Source organism: Marinomonas ushuaiensis DSM 15871 (assembly GCF_000521805.1).
GTDB classification, from domain to species: domain Bacteria; phylum Pseudomonadota; class Gammaproteobacteria; order Pseudomonadales; family Marinomonadaceae; genus Marinomonas; species Marinomonas ushuaiensis.
Window position 1 is genome coordinate 531669 of sequence record NZ_JAMB01000001.1, and the last position, 17996, is coordinate 549664.

Below are 17996 nucleotides of genomic sequence, written 5' to 3' on the forward strand. Positions count from 1 at the left end.
ATTCTTTTATCGTGTCTATTTTATTTGGCTTTTGATTCATAGGACAACATCATGATTCCTTCTACTCATCCTTTATTTTGGCGAGATGCTGCTTTGCCTTTTGTCGAGCTTCGACAAGTGTTGGATGGTCGAGATGTTAGTTACGCACCGCATTCCCATGAAGAATGGTCGATAGGCGCTATTCTTGATGGTCAAAGTGAGTTTTTGTGTGCTGATCGTTTACATACGGTAGAGCGTGGTACGTTAGTGATGATGAATCCTGATGTGGTTCATGCCTGTAACCCTAGTCAAGATTCACCTTGGGCGTATTACATGATGCACCTGAATAAAGAGTGGTTGGCCGCTTTATTACGTGAAAAAAATGTAATAAAAACTCCGAATTGGCAAGGCAGTTTACTGGATACCTTGGTTGATAAAACTCTCTATGAAGAATTCATAATGATGTGTGAAAGCCTAATGTCTACGGCATTGGAACTTGATGAAAAAGAACAACGAGTGCAACACTATTTTATTAGTTTATTCACTTATCTAGATAATTCAATGGAACCCACTAAAACACAGTTGCCCGCAAACAAGCTTTATGAAGTGGCGGATTATTTGAACCAATATTGCTTAGAAGAAACCCCCATTAACCTTGTTAGTGCAAAATTTGGTTTCAGTACTGGGTATTTAGTGCGCGCATTTAAGTGTCATTTTAATATGACTCCGCATGCGTATCGATTAAATAGACGTGTTCAATTAGGCCAGCAAGCGCTGAAAAAAGGGAAACCCATCGCTGAGGTGGCGCAAGCAATTGGTTTTAGTGATCAGGCGCATTTTCAGCGAGTTTTCAAAAAACGGGTGGCAGCCACACCAGATCAATATCGTCGTTCTGTTTCTCAGGCTTAGCGCTTATTTGAACTGAAATAATAAAACACACTAGATCAAAATCATCACGCAACTTCCAGCCAGCAAGATGGCGAGGGTTTTATTCATTGCACGCATTTTCGCCGGGCTTTGAAAATATTGTCCTAATAGGATTCCTATTCCAACCCAGACACCTAATGATAACCAACAAATTGGCAGATACAAACTGGCGAACAGTAAGACTTGGTCGGTCGTGGCTTCTGGAATGTAAGCCGCAATTCCAGACACCGATGCTAACCATGCTTTTGGATTGAGCCATTGCATGATTGCACCAGTCATAAAGGTTGGCGCAGCACTGGATGAATCTGCATTGAGTTCGCCATTGTCCATAAACAACTGATAACTTAAATATAAAAGAAAGGTGATTCCAAGCCATTGTAATACCAGAGTGAGCCAAGGTAATGCGGCCATGATATGTTGTAAGCCAAGACCAATCATAAGAAAAAGAAAGATAAACCCAATACTAGCACCAGAAACAAAACGTAAGCCTACCTTAGCGCCATAGCGCGCACTGCCACTCAAAGACAGTAGATTCACTGGGCCAGGTGACAAAGAAGCCGCTAAGGCAAATAAAGACATAGAGGCCATTAAAGACAAGGTCATAATGTGTTTCTCATAAATTCAAACAGGCGCTTACTATCATCTTTTAGTTATACCGAGTATTGAACAAAATTGACCTTTAAAAGCGATTGTTTGAAAAATAAAGCAATTGAGTGAAGCACAACATCATTTGATTTTTTATTAGGTTAAGATAAAGGAATGAATTTATATTAAAGGAGAAAGGTATGTTAACTAGATTGGCGTTGATCTTGTGTTTCAGCTTTTTTATGTCTGCATCGATGGCGACGACGGTCGTTGAAACAGAAACAAAAGCAAACAATGAAGAACTGACGCAAACGGTTTTCGAATTAGAACGCAGTGTGGCTATTTTACAGCTATCCAAAGCCAGCCTCGATGACTATCAAATAATGAGTGAGAAAATGGCTCATATCGAGTCTCTTGAAAGCCGTGTGGATTTCTTCGCGGTATTAACCTTTTTACTATGTTTGGCTTTGGTTGTTCTTTTTGTACAAGTTAGAAATCAGCATAAGCGTTTGTCGTTACTTGAATTAGATTCCAAAATGTAACCTATTAGATACTCTCTCCAGGTTCTATTTTGAAGGGTAAATTGATGACTTTTTCTGTAACGGGATTACCTTTTAAACGAGACAATAAATGTTCAGCAGCCAAGCGACCTATTTCTTCTCGAGGCGTGATAACGGTTGCCAATAATGGCACCATGACTCTTGCTATATCGTGACCATGAAAACCTGCAATGCCCATTTCTTCGGGCACTTTAATGCCCGCTTTTTGACACGCAAAAAGAGCACCAATCGCTAAGTCATCATTGGTACAAAAGATGCCATCTGTGTCAGGTTGTTTTTCTAAGGCTTCTTTCATGAACTGTTCGCCCATTGAAAAGGATGAGGCACTGTCTGTGCTGATACAAAGATCCGTCAGGCCGTTATCGTGCATTGCCGCTTTGTAACCTTGTAACCTCAATAAGGTTCTTTGGTCCATTCGGGCAGCGAAATAGACAATTTTAGAATGACCTTTTTTGATCATGCATTCTGTCATGGCATAAGCGGCTGCTTGGTTATCGATGCCAATGGCTTGCTCAATTGGTGGTGATGTGGAATCCATGATTTCAATAACGGGAATCCCCGCCACACTGAGCATTTTTCGAACCCTTTCAGTGTGGTAACTTTCTGAAATAATCAGACCATCAACATTGTAAGAAAGTAAGGTGGCAATGCGGGCTTCTTCGGCTTCTTGGCTGTAACCATAATGCGCCAGCATGGTTTGATAACCAGCAGGCTCTAATATGGATTCTACGCCACGAATGACTTCGGCAAAAACGTGGTTGGTTAATGATGGCAGTAAGACGCCAATCGCGTGGCTTTTAGATTTAGATAAAATATCTGGCGCGCGATTAGGTATGTAGCCTAAATCATCTAAGGCTTCTTTGATCTTTATTCGCAGCTGGGGAGAGACCTGATTAGAATCCTTAAGATAACGACTCACTGTCATTTTTGTCACGCCGACTAAATTTGCAACATCTTGTAGTGTGGGGCGTTTACTTTTTATAAGTGAGCTTTTCATACCTGAGCTTTTCATACCTGAGCTTTTCATATCAAGAGACATATCCATGAATTGTTACCTGTAACATTATCATAAGCAATTCATGGCTAGGAATAAAAAAAAGGCAATTTAGAGTGATTGTATCGAAAAGGCATAACGGCTTGTTATGCCTTTTTTTCTTTAACTTTCAGATAAAAGTGAAAGGGCTTGGTTCAGAACGGCATCTGCATCTTGAGCGATATCAATAACAAAGGCTTCTTCTTCCGTCGGCTCGATCAAGGTCGCAAATTGGCTCTCTAACATGCCACGACCTTTGAAATAATGGTCGTCACGTTTTTGGTGACGTTCCCAAATTGTATCGATACTGCCTTTTAAATAGACCATAGCAACATCGTCTAAACCTTGGCGGAGCATAGCTCGGTATTCAGGCTTTAATCCTGAGCAAGCAATCACAGCGGTTGGGTTATCGATTAATAATTTGTTAAGTGCCGCTAGCCAATCTTTTCGATCGTCATCTGTTAGCGGAATACCTTGGCTCATTTTTTCTACATTGGCTGTACTGTGGAAATCATCACCATCAAAAAAACGATAGCCAAGTTTCTCTGCGATATTTTTGCCTATGAGTGATTTTCCTGAGCCTGACACGCCCAATACCACAATTTTTTTTGTCATCTTCTTAAATCCTTATACCTTGCTGTTATCAGCAAGGTTGTATCGTTCAAAAAGCCGTCTTGAACGGCATTGTTTTTTTCGTTGGTTATTTCCACCAAAGCGCCAATTCTGGGAAAAATATAACCAAGGCGAGCACAACAACTTGAATGGCAATAAAAGGAAGCAAAGAGCTAAAAATTTCACCAAGACTGATGTCTTTAGGCGCAACAGACTTAAGATAGAAAGCCGCAGGGCCAAAAGGCGGAGACAAGAAAGAAACCTGCATATTCAAACAGAACACCACACCGAACCAAATTGGGTCTAAACCAAGTCCGACAATAATGGGTACAAAGATCGGCATGGTTAATAGCGCAACCCCGACCCAATCTAAGAACATGCCTAAGACAAGTAAGATAAGCATCATGATCATGATGGTGCCCATGACACTGCCACCACTTAGAGCCAGAATGATTTCTTCAACAAAATCGATACCGCCCATCAGGTTGTAAACACCAACAAGAGCGGTTGCACCAATACCAATCCAGATGATCATGCCACATGTGCTCATGGTCGCTTTGGCACTGTCTTTGATCATTGAGAAATCAAGTTCACGACGAATAGCCGCACTAATTAAGATACCAACAACACCCAAAGCAGACGCTTCTGTTACCGATGCGACCCCTAAATAAATGCTGCCTAGAACCGTCATGACAGTCAGCAGTGGAAAGAAAAGCGCCTTGAAATAATTAACGTCATTATCAGCAGCAAGTTCTTCCGCTGTTGGTAATGGCGCGTATTCTGGGTGGATACGACACAGAATAAGCACGTAAGCCATGTAGGCTAAAGCCAATATAAAAGCAGGTAAAAACGCCGCTTTAAATAAATCACCGATAGAAACGCTGGCGGTTAAACCATAGATAATCAATACAATGCTTGGAGGCAACATGGTGCCCAGCGCGCCGCCAGCACAGGTCGTTCCGATTGCTAGTTTACGGTTATAACCAAGGCGTAGCATTTGCGGTAACGCTAGAATGCCGAGTAGAACGGTTTCACCACCGATAACACCAGACATAGAGGCTAAAACAATCGCGACTAACAATGTTTGTACAGCAACACCGCCGCGAAGTTTACGGCCAAATACCTTCATTGCATCGAACAGGTCACGGGCAATGCCAGACCTATCCAGCAGCGCGGCCATTAAGACAAACATGGGAACCGCGAGGAAAACATAACTGCCAACAAAGCTGTATAGGCGGCTAGTAATCAATGGCAATGCGCCAACACCAAACCAGCCAATGGCAAAAACCAATGCAACAAGTGACGTAACAAAAGCCAACTGCATACCAGTTAGCAACAATAGAATCATAGAGCCGAGCATGAGTAGGCTGCCGTAGCCTATGCCCATAGCGGATAAATCAAACATCTTTGCGTTTCCTTAGGCCATTAATCTCTTGGATCAGATGCAGTAGGAACTGCACGAACATGATACTTAAAGTAAGAAAAATCATGCCTTTTACTAATGCTGGAAAAGCAGGATTCCACGCTGAGCCAGATGTTTCTAAACGTATTTCACCGAATGGGGAAAACCAAGAATCTTGTACCATTTGATAAGCGGCCCAGCTTAATAAGCTAGAAAAAATCAGCCCCATAACATGATGGAAAACATTCAACCAACGTCGAGTTCTGTCTGAAACCATATCGTAGATCAGTACGACACGAACGTGCTTGTTAATCGACATCGCATAAATACCGCCGAAAACAAATAGACAACCACCTAGGAAAGAGGCGGTTTCGTGTACCCAAATAGTGGGCGCATTAAATACATAGCGCATGAGTACTTCATAAAAAGAAATAGCGACAGTAAACACAAACAATAAACTCAAGGCATTACCAAGCTTATAAATTAAACGATCTAACGCGTTTCTTGGTTCTTCTGAGTTATCGGTAACAGGGGGATGAATGGTGTCTTTCATAATTGGGTCCAATGAAAAGCAGGCGTAATATTAGGCATAAGATTACGTCTGCTTTGCGTGGCTTAATAAATCTTCTTAGTTGTATCTCTACAGCTTATAGAAGACCGTTTGTTTCTAGGTAGGTCGTAATTGAATCGTATACTTTTTGGGCATTTTTTGAACCCTTAGCAAACTCTTCCCATTGCGTACGAGCAATCGCACGGAATTTCTTACGTTCTTCAGCAGACCAATCATGGATCGTGATATTTGGATCAGCTTGAGCCGCTTTTACCGCGATTTGATCAGCGATATGCAATTGAGTCGTCATGTCCTGAGCAAAGTCACGTACTGATACAGTAAGAATTTCTTGGATATCTGCTGGTAACTTGTCCCATTTCTTTTGGTTCATTGAAATGTCGATCAATGGCAAAGAATGGAAACCTGGTTGAACAGGGTGTGTCGCAATATCATTCATGCCGGCTTTTTGGTTTGTCGAGAAAACCGTGTAATCAGCAGCATCAATAACGCCTTTGCTTAGGCCAGTGAATACTTCAGAACCTGGTAGGTTTACTGGAGCAGCACCTGCAGCGGCAAATACGCGTTGAACCAAACCTTCTGGAGCACGAAGTTTCAGACCTTTAAGATCGGCAACGCCATTTAATGGAACACGAGCAACGAGAGACTCTACACCTGTGGTTGAACCACCAATGAATTTCACGCCATAAGGAGCGTAAAGCTCAGTCATTAACTCATAACCGCCACCGTAATTTATGAACTGTAGAAGTTGCTGAGTGCTCGACCATGCGCCAACGGTATTACCAATTAGACCAAATGCAGGGTCTTTACCTGAGAAAAACTCTGTCGCAGTAATATGACCATCTAAGATGCCCAATTTAATTCCATCAAGTGTTTCTGTGTGTTTGAAAATACTGCCTACAGGCAATAGGTCAATCTGAACACGGCCGCCAGTCATGACTTCAACGCGTTCTGTCCACTCTTTTTGAACTTGAAAGTTTTTGTCGCCTGCTGGATCAGAAGACTGAAATTTGAATTTGAAATCTGCTGCAATGGCAGAGGTAGAGAGTGCGCCAGCTAAAGTGGCAGTCAGAAGAACTGTACTAATCTTGCTCATGGTATGGCTTCCTGATGATGATTATTTTTTTTAGGAAAGAGTCTTGATCTCGGTCGCATGTTACCGGTAACTCTTGAGGCGAATGTTACCGGTAACTTTTCCTTCTAGTCAAGCGTTTGATAGAGAATTAAATGAAAGATTTGATAGTTGATTGATATATAAAAGAATTTAGCTCTAGGTTATAAAAACTAATTGTAACTGAAAACAAATAAACGGCTTAGCTAGGCTTTAGACATTGGTCTAAGAAGCGTTTTGTTATCGACAATAAAGGCGCACACTCTTTTATTGATTAGACTTTTGTTGATTAGTGAAGAGAATAATAATATGGCTGCCATAGATATTCCTGAAGTCCACAAATTCATTACAACCATTCCTCCGTTTTCGAGCTTAGATTTACCAGAAAGAACGCGCTTATTAACCGGTGTTTCTATGCTGTATGTTCGCCAAGGCCAAGTTTTATCATTGGAAAATGAAGCGGCAACAGTGCATTTGATTCGTCGTGGTGCCTGTGAAATCCGTACCCCAAAAGGTGGGCTGGTGGATCAAATTGCGGACGGTGAATGCTTTGGTGTGTCGAGCGCTATGTCGCAAAACCCTGATGGTTTACAGGTTGTCGCCATGGAAGACAGCTTAGTCTATCGATTTGATAAAACGCATTTTTTAGAGGCGTGTGAAAAAAGTGAAGCCTTTGGTCTTTTCTTTGAACACACTCGTCATAATCGTTTGAGAAAATTATCTCGTAGCCAAAATAATGAATTGGCCTCGCCGGCATTGCAGCTTTCTACGCCTATCGCTCATATCATGACACGTCAGTTGGTTTTGGCATCACCCAATGAAACCGTGCAAACCATCGCTATGCGTATGACAGAGGCGCGAGTCAGTTCGATTTTGGTGGTAGAGGGTTCCCGCTTATTGGGCATTGTAACGGATCGAGATTTGCGCTCACGTATATTGGCGTTGGGTGGATCGTCGGATTCACTTGTTGCTGATGTTATGACCGCTTCACCGGTGAGTTTGCCTCCCGAATCTTTGGTGATGGAAGCGCAAACCTTAATGAGTGAAAGTAACATTCACCATTTACCGATTGTAGATGACCAGCAAAATGCCGTTGGCATGTTAACCGCTGCAGATTTATTACGACATCAAGAACTCAGTCCGCTTTTATTAATTAATCAGATACACCGTCAGCAGAATGTAGAAGCCTTAGCTAAAGTTTGTAAGCAATGGCCAACCTTGATTATTAACTTGATTGTCACCGATATGAAACCAGCCGATATTGGTAAGGTACTGGCGACAGTGAGCGATAATCTTACACGCCGTTTGATTGAACTTGGATTAGAAAAACTAGGCCCTGCGCCAATGGCTTTTCAATTTTTAGTATTTGGTTCTCAAGCACGCAAAGACCAATCATTAGGCAGCGATCAAGACAACGGTTTAATGTTAGAGCGCGAACCTTCAGAAGAAGAAGGCGTTTATTTTGCTAACTTGTCTGAGTTTGTTTGTCAGGGGTTAGGTTTGTGTGGAGTTCGACTTTGCCCCGGGAATATTATGGCGAGTAACCCGGAATGGCGAAGGACAAACATAGGTTGGCAAAAAGCCTTCTCTAATTGGATTAAAAGTAGTTCGCCCAGTGCTTTGCTTCATGCCAGTATCTTTTTCGATATCCGTTGTGTGTATGGCGACGAAGAAGCGGTCGATCATTTAATACAATCGATGCAGTTGGAAATCAGCAAAAACAGTCTGTTCTTAGCGACATTAACGCGTAGTGCTTTGGTGACAAAACCGCCATTAGGTTTTTTCCGCCATTTCTTATTAGAGTCATCGGGTGAACACAAAAATCAATTGGATTTGAAACATCAAGGTTTGGCATTGATTAATGATTTGGCAAGATTGTATGGCTTGTCATGTCAAACTTACCGAGTGGGAACCTTAGATCGTATCGAGCAAGCCATTCGTGAAAAACTGATTAGTGTGGATACGGCTCGTAACCTGATGGACGCATGGGATCAGCTCAACGAATTACGTTTGGAAATTCAGAGTGCCCATTGGCAATCAACTGGAAAGGCGAGTGCGTACTTAGACCCTAAGCGTTTAAGTTCACTAGAACGGAAACACTTGAAAACCACCTTTAGTATTATTAGCGATGTACAAGATGTGGCTCAGCAACGCTTTTTAAGAGGTTACAGCTAGATGCTAATCGAACCGATGCAGAAGCTGATACACAAAGCGAAAGCGTGGCATTTGTCTCGTCAATCAATGAAACAGGATTGGTCTGACTGGAATTATTTAGTGTTAGATATTGAAACCTCAGGTTTGGACGCCAAGCAAGATCATATCGTCAGTGTTGGCTGGGTTTGCATTCAAAATGGGGTGATTGAATTAGACAGTGCTCGTCATATTCTGCTCGAAAATGCAGAGATTGGTGACAATGTGGGTATTCACATGATTATGGATTCTGACGTGGAACGAGACGGGAAAAGGCAAGAAAGCGTATTGCGCTATCTACGGCATTTACTCAGAAACCGAATTCTAGTCATGCACCATGCACCATTAGAGCTAAGCTTCTTAAAACAATCATGGCAAATGCTCGCCTTGCCTTCATTCTCGATAAACTGGTTAGACACCTTGGCGATTGAACGAACAAAAAACAACCGCTCTCAACAACCCATCCAAGACGGTGGTTTTCGCCTTGGCGCTTGTCGGGAACGCTACGGATTACCTGATTACGAAGGCCATGACGCCTTAACAGACGCCTTGGCAACAGCTGAACTGTTACTTGCGCAAGTGGCTTACCAAGGAAATTCCTGTCTACTCCACGACCTAAACCAAATGGGCGGCGGAAAAACCTGTTTTACACCGCGTTAAGTATCTCGCTCGTCATTGGTGTCACGCACTGTTCCCTCCCATTTCTTCAAGGGGAAGGCTAGTGGGAGGGGTTCTGTCTGGCACTTGTGGTCTCGTTCCCATGCTCCTGCGTGGTAATGCATACATCAAACCAAAGGGTCATTTCCCTTTAAAATCCTACAAAACTAATAACATCAATTTTACTTTATTTTAAAGGGATTTGACCCTGAGTAGGTTCAGCTGTTTGATGGCACTGGCTCATAACCCCAATCTTCTATTTTTGGCTCGGTCGCGATGATTTTTGGCAACTCTGACCAATGTAATAAACTCAGTTCGCCAGCCGCTGATTCCGTTAGCGCGGTGCAATGTTCAACCCAGTCGCCATCGTTACAGTAAAGAATGTCATCTTTCATTTTGAATGAGGCAAAGTGAATATGTCCGCAAATATACCCATCTACTTTCTGGTTTTTCGCTGATTTTAAAGCCGCTGTTTCAAATCGTTCGATAAACTCTTTGGCTTTGCTGATGTGGCTTTTCAAATAGCCTGCAAGTGACCAATAAGGCAAACCAATCAGTCGTCTTGCGCCATTTATCCATTGGTTTAGTGACAACATGACGCCATGTGCTCGGTCGCCAATGGTGAGCATGAGTGGGCTAATTTTTACCATGCTGTCAAATTCATCCCCGTGGCTAACATGGAAGGTTCGGCCGTCTGCCGTTTTATGGCGATCGTTCATTTTAATATCAATGCCAGATAAGTTTTGCCCTGCAAATTGGCGGAAGAATGCGTCATGGTTGCCAGGAATGTAAATCACTTTAGTACCGGACTTCGCCATATTTAATACTTGCTCAACCACTTGTTGGTGAGTATCAACAAAATAGGCTTTATGGCGCATCTCTTGTAAGTCGATAATATCGCCAACTAAATAAAGCGTGTCTGTTTGAATGCTTTTCAAAAAATCCAACAAATGAATCGCCTGACAGGCTTTTGTTCCTAGGTGAACATCAGAAATAAACACGGATCGAAACGTAGTTTGCATAAACACCTCATTGTAGCTTGTTGCTAGCGTAATCGGTCTGATCACTTCTAGACTAAGCCGTATTTATGACAAACTCATGCTTTCTTTATGACAGTTAAATAACAGAAAATTAAACCGTTATTTCGAATTTTGATGTGACAAGGTAAGGCTGTAAATATAAATGATTACCGCCTTTTTGCTTCGCTGATTTTTTTGCTTGAGCCGCCATTTCAGCCACTTGATGATGATTTTTGCATTGCTTTGAATCGGGGTTAACAACGCCAATCGCTAAGCTTAAAATCGGATGAAAGAGAGTTGTACCTTGACGATTTTTTGTCCAAACACCACCTTCGTTTAGAATATCGTCAGAGTAAAAATCACGTATTCTGCTTGTGAACATAGTCAAGATTGTCTCACATTGCTGCTGCCAATCTGAATCCCCAAAGATAACAACGAAATCGTCGCCGCCAATATGACCGATAAAATTATTGTCTGGCAAAACAACATCTTTGATTAAGCTGCCAACCAGTTGAATGACTGCATCGCCTTTTGAATAACCAAAAAAATCATTAAAAGGTTTGAAGTCATTCAAATCAAAGTACGCCACATGAAAACTGTCTTCTGCGATTAAGCGACGACTGACTTCTCGATGAATTGGGACGTTTCCTGGTAATAAGGTAAGAGGATTTGAATAGGTCGCATTTTGGATTTTTAATTCGGTAATGCGTTTTAAAAGATCTCTTAGGTGACCTGTGCCAATAAACTTGCCGTTACGAACAACAATGATTTCGTTGTTTAGCGTATCCGCTTCTTGATTGGTCATTAAAGTAGAAACACTGGAAAGACTGACGTTACTTTCAACAATAAGGACATCGCTGTTTATTAGATGTGTGACTGGCTTGAGTTCGTAAAGTGCTCGACCATAGGGTGTAGAAAAAAGTTCATGAAGTTGATGCCGTCTGACTACGCCAACAGGCATGTCGTTGTCATTGAGTATGGTGATGGCAATAAGATCTTGATGCTTTTTAAAGTATGCCGAAGCTTCATCGAGAAGGCTGGTTTCATGTAGACATGGTGTTGTGCGGCAGAGTGTTTGTACGGTTTCGGAATGATCAACTTGAAATTGCGAGCGTCGCTGAGCTTGATTAACCAAATAAGGGTGGGTCGTAAAGGCTGGATTATCCGTTGGTCGCCCAAGAAAATAACCTTGACCAAAGGCGACTCCAATCTCAATCAACTGATCTAGTTCTTGTTGTGTTTCTATGCCTTCTGCAATCAATAGGCAATTTAAGCGTTGTGCGATGGTGAGAATAGAGCGTACGAACTCTCGTTTGATTTCATCTTTATCAATATCTTTAATAAAGTGTTTATCTATTTTAACAATATCTGGCTGTAACTCAGACCAAAGTTGTAACCCAGAATAGCCAACACCAAGGTCATCAATTGCCACTTGGAATCCCATCTCTCGATAATGATCAACACTAGAGCGAGGTAAACCATTATGGTCGTAAGGATGTTGTTCTGATAATTCAATAACAATATTTTTTTGATCCAAACCAAGTTCGTTAAGGATAGACAGGGTCATACCTTTTTGGTGGTCTGGAGAAGCCAATAAAGAAGCACTCACGTTTAAAAATAATCGGCCTTTTAAAGCGAGATCCGAAAATTTAGAAAGTGCTTTTTCACGACACAGTAGTTCAAGCTTATGCAGCTTTCCTTCCTGTTGAGCGAGAGTGAATAATGGATCAGGGGAGAATAGTTTGGAATCTTGAGGGCCTCGAGACAGAGCCTCATGACCATAAATTTGGCCGTTATTTAAGTCATAGATAGGTTGGAAATAAGGTGTAATCAACCTATTTTCTAGAATTTTTTCAAGCAGTATCTTGTCATCAATGTGAATCATTTTATCTCGAATATTTGGCGATTGAAAATTAACTAAGATAAGAGTTTATGTCATATTTGTGACATTATGATGACTAGATGAAGGACAAAAAATAGGTTTTATATTTTTAACGAAGAGTGTTTTTTGCTATGTAAAAATTACTGAGAAGTGTTTGAGCGGAATAATAAATGGGTTTAGATTTGTTTAACAAAGGAACCCGTTACCGGATCGATTTCTTATTATAACTTCTCGATCATCGGGAACATTGGGTACTTTATTAGCATAGTGCTAATGGCTATTACGCAGATTTCATTGTGCGAATAGTTAAGCTAGCGAAGAATGCTTTTACATTTGCTACGGCGTTTTTAGCGATTTCTGCATAGTATGCACGACGTAATGCGTAAGCTTGTTCAACATAGTAGTCAGCATCGAAGTTACCGAAGTCATCATATTTCAATTCGTTTTTCATGGTCTTTCTCCTAATAGATATGTCGTCTTTGACAATACATATAATAGGAGTTGACCAATCGATCGGCAAACGATCAAATTTCAGCTAATAGGTTAGAAAAATTCATCAATCTTTTAGGTGAGGGTATTACTCTAAGCGAGTTAACCAAGTAAACATCGCTTCGATTGCTTGTGTTGACCAATTCTCGATGGCCTGAGCCTCGGCGTTTTGTTGGTTTTTCGCTATCCCTCTTGAGCTTACTGTCCATGATGCAATACGAGCACCTGATGGGCCGATAAGCTCCAGAGTGCCGTTTTCAAAAACATAAAAGCGCCCAGATTGAGTTTCACTATTTTGGCTTGTTGTGCTTTTGAGAGTGAACACGGAATTATTTTTTGGTGTTAAACCATATTTGGATAAAGCACTGGCCAATTCATTGGCTTGCTTTGTGTTAGAGACATCAAAGCCATAGTTAAATAGGGCTTGTCCAAGCTGTTGCTCAATGTCTTGAATATCTTGTGCCGCTTTGCCCGCTGGAGAGCTTTGTAAGGAGTAAAGGTCTAGGTCATCAACGTAAGAAGTGCGCTGTGCAAAATAAGGAATTAGCTTCATGTAAGTTTGCCAATCTTCTGTGGCTGGTGGTTGGTTCACAGAGGTGCTTAATGATGCTGCTTGTTTACGAATAGTGTCATCTAATTCATTTAATTCGTTGGTCAATTTTGTAATGACGCGGGAACGGTTAATGGATTGTAAGGCATAGACGTAGTTTTCACCGGCAAAGCGTTGTTCATTAATTGCTTGCTCTAGTTCAATCGGTGCTGTCGTAACTTGGGTGTAGGCAGTTTGTCGCTTTAGAACCTGTTCACCGTTTTGATTAGAGGTTACTTGTGTGTCTTGCGTATTCGTTTGGCTAACTTGGGTTCGAAGTTGCTGAGCAATTTGGACATTGCCATTTTGCTCTGCTTGAATAAACGCCAAGGCGATATTTTCGATTTTATCCGCGCTGCCAACACCGTAAATGTATGTGCTGCTTTTAGGTGGCGATGTTACCCAACTTGGAATGTCATCCGCCTTTTCTGTTTTGGTGTTTGAACCAATACAGCCTGTTAAAGCGGATACTAAACCAATGGTCAGTACCCACTTTGACGTTTTTGAGCCTAATAGCAATTTGGAGCGCGAAGAAAATATCATGGTTAGAAGAAGCCTTTATCCGCTAATTTTTTGATTTTCTTCTGACCGTTCCAAACTTCACGGTTGGTTGTCATATCGATCAGTTTTAAATCTACCTGATAAAAACTAACGCGTTGGTCACCATTGGAATCGACAATCGAGTTAATCGTACCTGAAAGAGCGAAACCTGCACCCTGTTCTAAGCCAAACTGAGCGACTGTGCCGGGTGCTGCATTCAATTCTTGCTCTTCACGTTCGTTACGAATGTCGTCACGTTCTGCACCAGAAACAACAAAATCTACTTTGCCGGCACGTAAAAGGCTGCGTTTGATGTCATTGATAAAAGTGTCAACAGGAATATGCTCAGACGACTTGTTACGAATCGTTTGAACAATCACCGTCGGATTGCCTTTCTGGCTGAAGTTATAATCACGGAACCATGGAAAGGTAAGCATGTCGCCTATCATCTCTTCTGCTACCAGACGGGAGTCTGTGTCATTCCAACGATCAGACAAAGCGACTTCTTCATTGGCATCAAGTCGCTGTACGCTGCCACTAGAGCAGGCTGTTAGTAATACAGCGACAAACAAGGTGAAAAAGCCTTTCCATAAAGGTGATTTGATTTTATTACTGTTCATAATATTTTCCTTACGTCCGTTTTGTCTGATGCTAAGCATTCAGTGTAATCAATTTAGCCGGGGTTGCGTAGATTCCACAGTTTAATTTTATTTGGCTCTAGAGTAATCTTTCCTAGAGAGAAATGTTGTTTATTTACTGTGTAGCTTGGGTCATATTTGCCTGGAGCCAATGGCTCTCGCGTTAGCCTGATTTGTGCTGGGAGCGTTAACCAATTCCGAGTATCGGCAGCGGAAGATGCGAAGACGGCAACTTGACCAATGAAGTTCAATAATAACGCTGCGCCTTCATCTTGGACATTGGAGGTGATTTGATAAGCCAACCAGCTACGCAAAAGTTCTCTGGTTAAACCTTCGTATATGTCTCTCTGTCCTTGTGCTAATTGCTCTTGGAAGGCAATGTCAGCGAGCGATGTCATTCTTAAACTATTGGTTTTTGTCACGTCATTGATCTGTAATTTGGGTTGTTGGTTATCTAATGTATAGCGTTGATAATAAGGCACAGTAACGCGTATTGGCTGCTGGTTTAAGAGGCCATCAACCTTGAGCGCTCTTAGTTGTTGCCAAACAGCAGAGCCAAGAATAATACGTTTAGTGAACACACCGGAAAAGGTTCCCCAAGCACCACCAGCTTTGTAATTGGCGATTAGATTAAGTGGATTAATGTCAGCGTAAACCATAGTGAACCAACGGAATGCATCGTTATTTTCCATACGCCCACCGGCATAAATGGGTTCAAGTACTAAGGAATAAGCACGAGTATCAGCATAAAGTAATAAAGTCATTTCACTTTTAGCTGGAATGAAACCTTGGTGTTCTAAAACAACCAGTTCGGCGTCACCATTATGATATTGCTGCAGAGTATCTTGCATAGTCGAAGACAATTTCTGTGTGCTTTTTTGCTGAATTTCATCCTGACTAAAACCGCCTTTTTTCATCATACGAATAACATCTAACCATGCGCGCTCTGCAGTGAGGCCGGATAAAGCATATTGTTTTGCGTAACCCGCTTCATAGAGTTCTGCTGATTTTTGATAGCTGATTCGGGCGTCATCGTATTCTTTATTCATTTCGTATTGTAGACCTTCCATGTAACGGGCCCATGCGTCATCACGATAAAGGAATTGGTCTGTGTCGCGTCCGCCTGTATAGAAGCCACCTAGCCAGCTAAGTGCTTTCATGTAGAAAGCTTGGTTTTCTTTTTCGTCTAGGTCTTGGTAACTTGGATTTTGAGCGCGGATTTCGTTCAGTTTTACATCGATGCGTCGCACTTCTACAAGGGCTGCATCGTTGAGTTTAAGTCTTTCTGAGGGTGAGGTTGCCTGCTCCGCAAGAGCGAGATAATTCAGAGATTTTAAATGGCTGATATAAACGCGCTCGATACCGTTACCGCGGTAGTTGCTCTGTCTTGGGTTACTTAATAATGCCCATGAGCGATTGGAAAAGCTGTCTTGGAAGAATGTGTCGCTGAGTCGGTCCGCTTTTTCGAGGAGTTCATTGCTGCGTTCGAAATCACCTTGGTTTTGTGCAAGCGTACCAATTTCTAAATAATACAGAAGTTGGTCTTGAGGGTTATCCAGAACGCCTTCTAATTTGCTTTCGGCGGCTTGCCAATTGCCTTCTTTTGCTAAGCTTAGGCCTTCATCAATGCTTTGTTTGTAGGTCGCACAGCCTGTTAAAAGTAAGAGATTCAGCCAAATAAAAATCCATTTCACATTAAAGTCCCTTGTCTAAAAACTGATTTGCAAACAGTATTGCGAGTAAAACCAAGCAGCTCAGATAAAGCGCCAGCCAGCGAGCTTTAAGACAATATGGACAAGGTTTCTTTTTCTTTTTAATCATACTTTCTGCGTTGGCTGATGAGTGATTTGAATTTATTAGTATGCTACAAAAAAAGGAGGCATACAGCCTCCTTTTTATCGTACTTGTGTTTTAGTGCTTTTTACAACTAAGTAATATTTACTATTGCGTTGTTTCTGCTGCAGCTTGTTGTTTCTGTAGGCTTTCTACATAAAGCGCATCAAAGTTAATTGGTGCCAACATAAGTGGAGCAAAGCTGCCTTTGGTGACTACAGCATCAATGTTCTCACGAGCGTATGGGAAAATAGTAGCAGGGCAAAAAGCACCCAAAGCATGGTGTAATTGCTGATCATCTAAACCAGAAATAACAAACAAACCACCTTGTTGAACTTGAACTAGGAAGCCAGTCTCGCCATTGTTTTTAACGGTAACGGTAATTTCAAGAACGATTTCATAGACGTTTTCGCCAACTTGACGGCTTTTCGTGTTTAATTCTAAGCCTACTTCTGGTTTCCACTCTTCTTGAAAAATCATTGGAGAGCGTGGCGATTCAAAAGAAATGTCTTTCAAAAAAATACGCTGCAAAGACAGTTGTGGTGCTTGAGCTTCTTGTGTTTCGGCTGCAGAGTTTACTTCAGTTGTATCAGACATTGTTGTTCCTTATCTTTATTTTAGAATACGATCTAATCACTATTATTAAGCAAGTAATGCATCAAGTTTTTTCGAGCGTTCCAGATCAAAAAGATCATCACAACCACCGACGTGCTGCTCGCCAATCCAAATTTGCGGTACAGACGTCCGGCCGCTTTTTTTCGTCATCTCTTGGCGAAGTTTGTTATTGCCATCCACATTAATTTCATTGAATGCAATGTTTTTAGACGCAAGCAGTTGTTTTGCTCGAGTACAAAAAGGACAGTAATTGCTTGAATAGATAGTTACGGTAGACATGATTTTTGTATTACCCTTTTACTAAAGGCAGGTTAGATGATTGCCATTCAGCAATGCCGCCTTGAAGTTTGTATAGTTTCGTGAAGCCTTCTTTTTTCAAGTCTTTTGCACTTGATCCAGAAGTCATACCAGATTTACATACTAAAATGATTGGGGCATCTTTGTGTTTCTCAAGACGGTTTAGGTTTTCTTTCATTTTTGTCGCAGGAATATTCATGGCACCAGTGATATGACCCGTGCTGAATTCCTTTTCAGGGCGGATGTCGACAATAATCGCATCTTCTGTGTTTATTAGTGTAGTAGCTGCAGAAGCCGTTAGTCCCGGTGCGCCACCTTTACTTTCAACAAAAAGCAATGTTGCAAGAATCGCCATAAAAACAGCGACCATTTCCCAGTGGTTAGTAGCAAATTCAATAAATTGGTTCATCATAATCTTAAAGCCCATATAAAAACTGTCCGCATTATACACGGCAAGCGTAATCGGTACA

The 17996-nt window shown here is 41.6% G+C and carries 19 protein-coding genes; 4 read left to right on the forward strand and 15 right to left on the reverse strand.

The genetic code is table 11. The features are described 5' to 3' along the window. The first annotated feature begins 51 nt into the window (after positions 1–51). Positions 52–888 carry an AraC family transcriptional regulator gene (locus MUS1_RS02505; RefSeq protein ID WP_036158600.1) on the forward strand — a complete coding sequence of 279 codons (837 nt, stop codon included), beginning with the start codon at positions 52–54 and terminating at the stop codon, positions 886–888. A 30-nt stretch (positions 889–918) separates the two neighbouring features. Here the strand turns inward: MUS1_RS02505 and MUS1_RS02510 are convergent, their stop codons facing one another. Continuing rightward, entirely contained in the window at positions 919–1509 is a 591-nt protein-coding gene (locus MUS1_RS02510) for a LysE family translocator (protein WP_084035529.1), read from the reverse strand. Between the two features lie 182 nt (positions 1510–1691). On the opposite strand from MUS1_RS02510, the gene MUS1_RS02515 reads away from it, so the two are divergent. Continuing rightward, positions 1692–2033: a hypothetical protein gene (locus tag MUS1_RS02515; protein WP_036158603.1), complete on the forward strand. Its 342-nt coding sequence runs from the start codon at positions 1692–1694 to the stop codon at positions 2031–2033. Positions 2034–2037: 4 nt separating this feature from the next. Here the strand turns inward: MUS1_RS02515 and gntR are convergent, their stop codons facing one another. The 5 genes from gntR to MUS1_RS02540 form a co-directional block, all read right to left on the reverse strand. Continuing rightward, positions 2038–3096 carry a gluconate operon transcriptional repressor GntR gene (gene gntR / locus MUS1_RS02520; protein ID WP_342665483.1) on the reverse strand — a complete coding sequence of 353 codons (1059 nt, stop codon included), beginning with the start codon at positions 3094–3096 and terminating at the stop codon, positions 2038–2040. A 111-nt stretch (positions 3097–3207) separates the two neighbouring features. Next, positions 3208–3699 (reverse strand): gluconokinase, encoded by a 492-nt coding sequence (locus MUS1_RS02525; RefSeq protein ID WP_036158606.1) that lies wholly within the window; start codon positions 3697–3699, stop codon positions 3208–3210. A gap of 85 nt (positions 3700–3784) precedes the next feature. Beyond that, positions 3785–5101: a TRAP transporter large permease gene (locus MUS1_RS02530; RefSeq protein ID WP_036158609.1), complete on the reverse strand. Its 1317-nt coding sequence runs from the start codon at positions 5099–5101 to the stop codon at positions 3785–3787. Next, entirely contained in the window at positions 5094–5651 is a 558-nt protein-coding gene (locus MUS1_RS02535; RefSeq protein ID WP_036158612.1) for a TRAP transporter small permease subunit, read from the reverse strand. Before MUS1_RS02535 ends, MUS1_RS02530 begins: the two co-directional genes overlap by 8 nt. 94 nt (positions 5652–5745) lie before the next feature. Further along, positions 5746–6762, reverse strand: a complete 1017-nt coding sequence (locus MUS1_RS02540) for a TRAP transporter substrate-binding protein (RefSeq protein WP_036158615.1) — start codon at positions 6760–6762, stop codon at positions 5746–5748. A 324-nt stretch (positions 6763–7086) separates the two neighbouring features. Here MUS1_RS02540 and MUS1_RS02545 point away from each other — a divergent pair, with 324 nt between their 5' ends. Next, entirely contained in the window at positions 7087–8952 is a 1866-nt protein-coding gene (locus MUS1_RS02545; RefSeq protein WP_036158618.1) for a DUF294 nucleotidyltransferase-like domain-containing protein, read from the forward strand. After that, the gene (locus MUS1_RS02550; protein WP_036158621.1) at positions 8953–9627 is read left to right on the forward strand and encodes a 3'-5' exonuclease; all 675 of its coding nucleotides are present in this window, start codon (positions 8953–8955) and stop codon (positions 9625–9627) included. Between the two features lie 215 nt (positions 9628–9842). Here the strand turns inward: MUS1_RS02550 and MUS1_RS02555 are convergent, their stop codons facing one another. The 9 genes from MUS1_RS02555 to MUS1_RS02590 all read right to left on the reverse strand — a co-directional run bounded on the left by MUS1_RS02555 (position 9843) and on the right by MUS1_RS02590 (position 17938). After that, positions 9843–10646 (reverse strand): UDP-2,3-diacylglucosamine diphosphatase, encoded by an 804-nt coding sequence (locus MUS1_RS02555; protein WP_036158625.1) that lies wholly within the window; start codon positions 10644–10646, stop codon positions 9843–9845. 109 nt (positions 10647–10755) lie between these two features. Beyond that, a complete protein-coding gene (locus MUS1_RS02560; RefSeq protein ID WP_036158628.1) occupies positions 10756–12528 on the reverse strand; it encodes a GGDEF domain-containing protein in 1773 nt (590 codons plus the stop codon). 277 nt (positions 12529–12805) lie between these two features. After that, positions 12806–12976, reverse strand: coding sequence for an RSP_7527 family protein (locus tag MUS1_RS16125; protein WP_169731102.1), 171 nt, complete (start codon positions 12974–12976; stop codon positions 12806–12808). A gap of 126 nt (positions 12977–13102) precedes the next feature. After that, a complete protein-coding gene (locus MUS1_RS02565; RefSeq protein WP_051436054.1) occupies positions 13103–14146 on the reverse strand; it encodes an LPP20 family lipoprotein in 1044 nt (347 codons plus the stop codon). 2 nt (positions 14147–14148) lie between these two features. Beyond that, positions 14149–14763 carry a penicillin-binding protein activator LpoB gene (locus tag MUS1_RS02570; protein ID WP_036158631.1) on the reverse strand — a complete coding sequence of 205 codons (615 nt, stop codon included), beginning with the start codon at positions 14761–14763 and terminating at the stop codon, positions 14149–14151. 53 nt (positions 14764–14816) lie between these two features. Beyond that, positions 14817–16475 carry a COG3014 family protein gene (locus MUS1_RS02575; protein WP_036158634.1) on the reverse strand — a complete coding sequence of 553 codons (1659 nt, stop codon included), beginning with the start codon at positions 16473–16475 and terminating at the stop codon, positions 14817–14819. Between the two features lie 247 nt (positions 16476–16722). Further along, positions 16723–17211, reverse strand: coding sequence for a protein-export chaperone SecB (gene secB / locus MUS1_RS02580; RefSeq protein ID WP_036158637.1), 489 nt, complete (start codon positions 17209–17211; stop codon positions 16723–16725). Positions 17212–17256: 45 nt separating this feature from the next. Beyond that, positions 17257–17508 carry a glutaredoxin 3 gene (gene grxC, locus MUS1_RS02585; RefSeq protein ID WP_036158640.1) on the reverse strand — a complete coding sequence of 84 codons (252 nt, stop codon included), beginning with the start codon at positions 17506–17508 and terminating at the stop codon, positions 17257–17259. 10 nt (positions 17509–17518) lie between these two features. Beyond that, a complete protein-coding gene (locus MUS1_RS02590) occupies positions 17519–17938 on the reverse strand; it encodes a rhodanese-like domain-containing protein (RefSeq protein ID WP_245595716.1) in 420 nt (139 codons plus the stop codon). Positions 17939–17996: the final 58 nt, after the last annotated feature.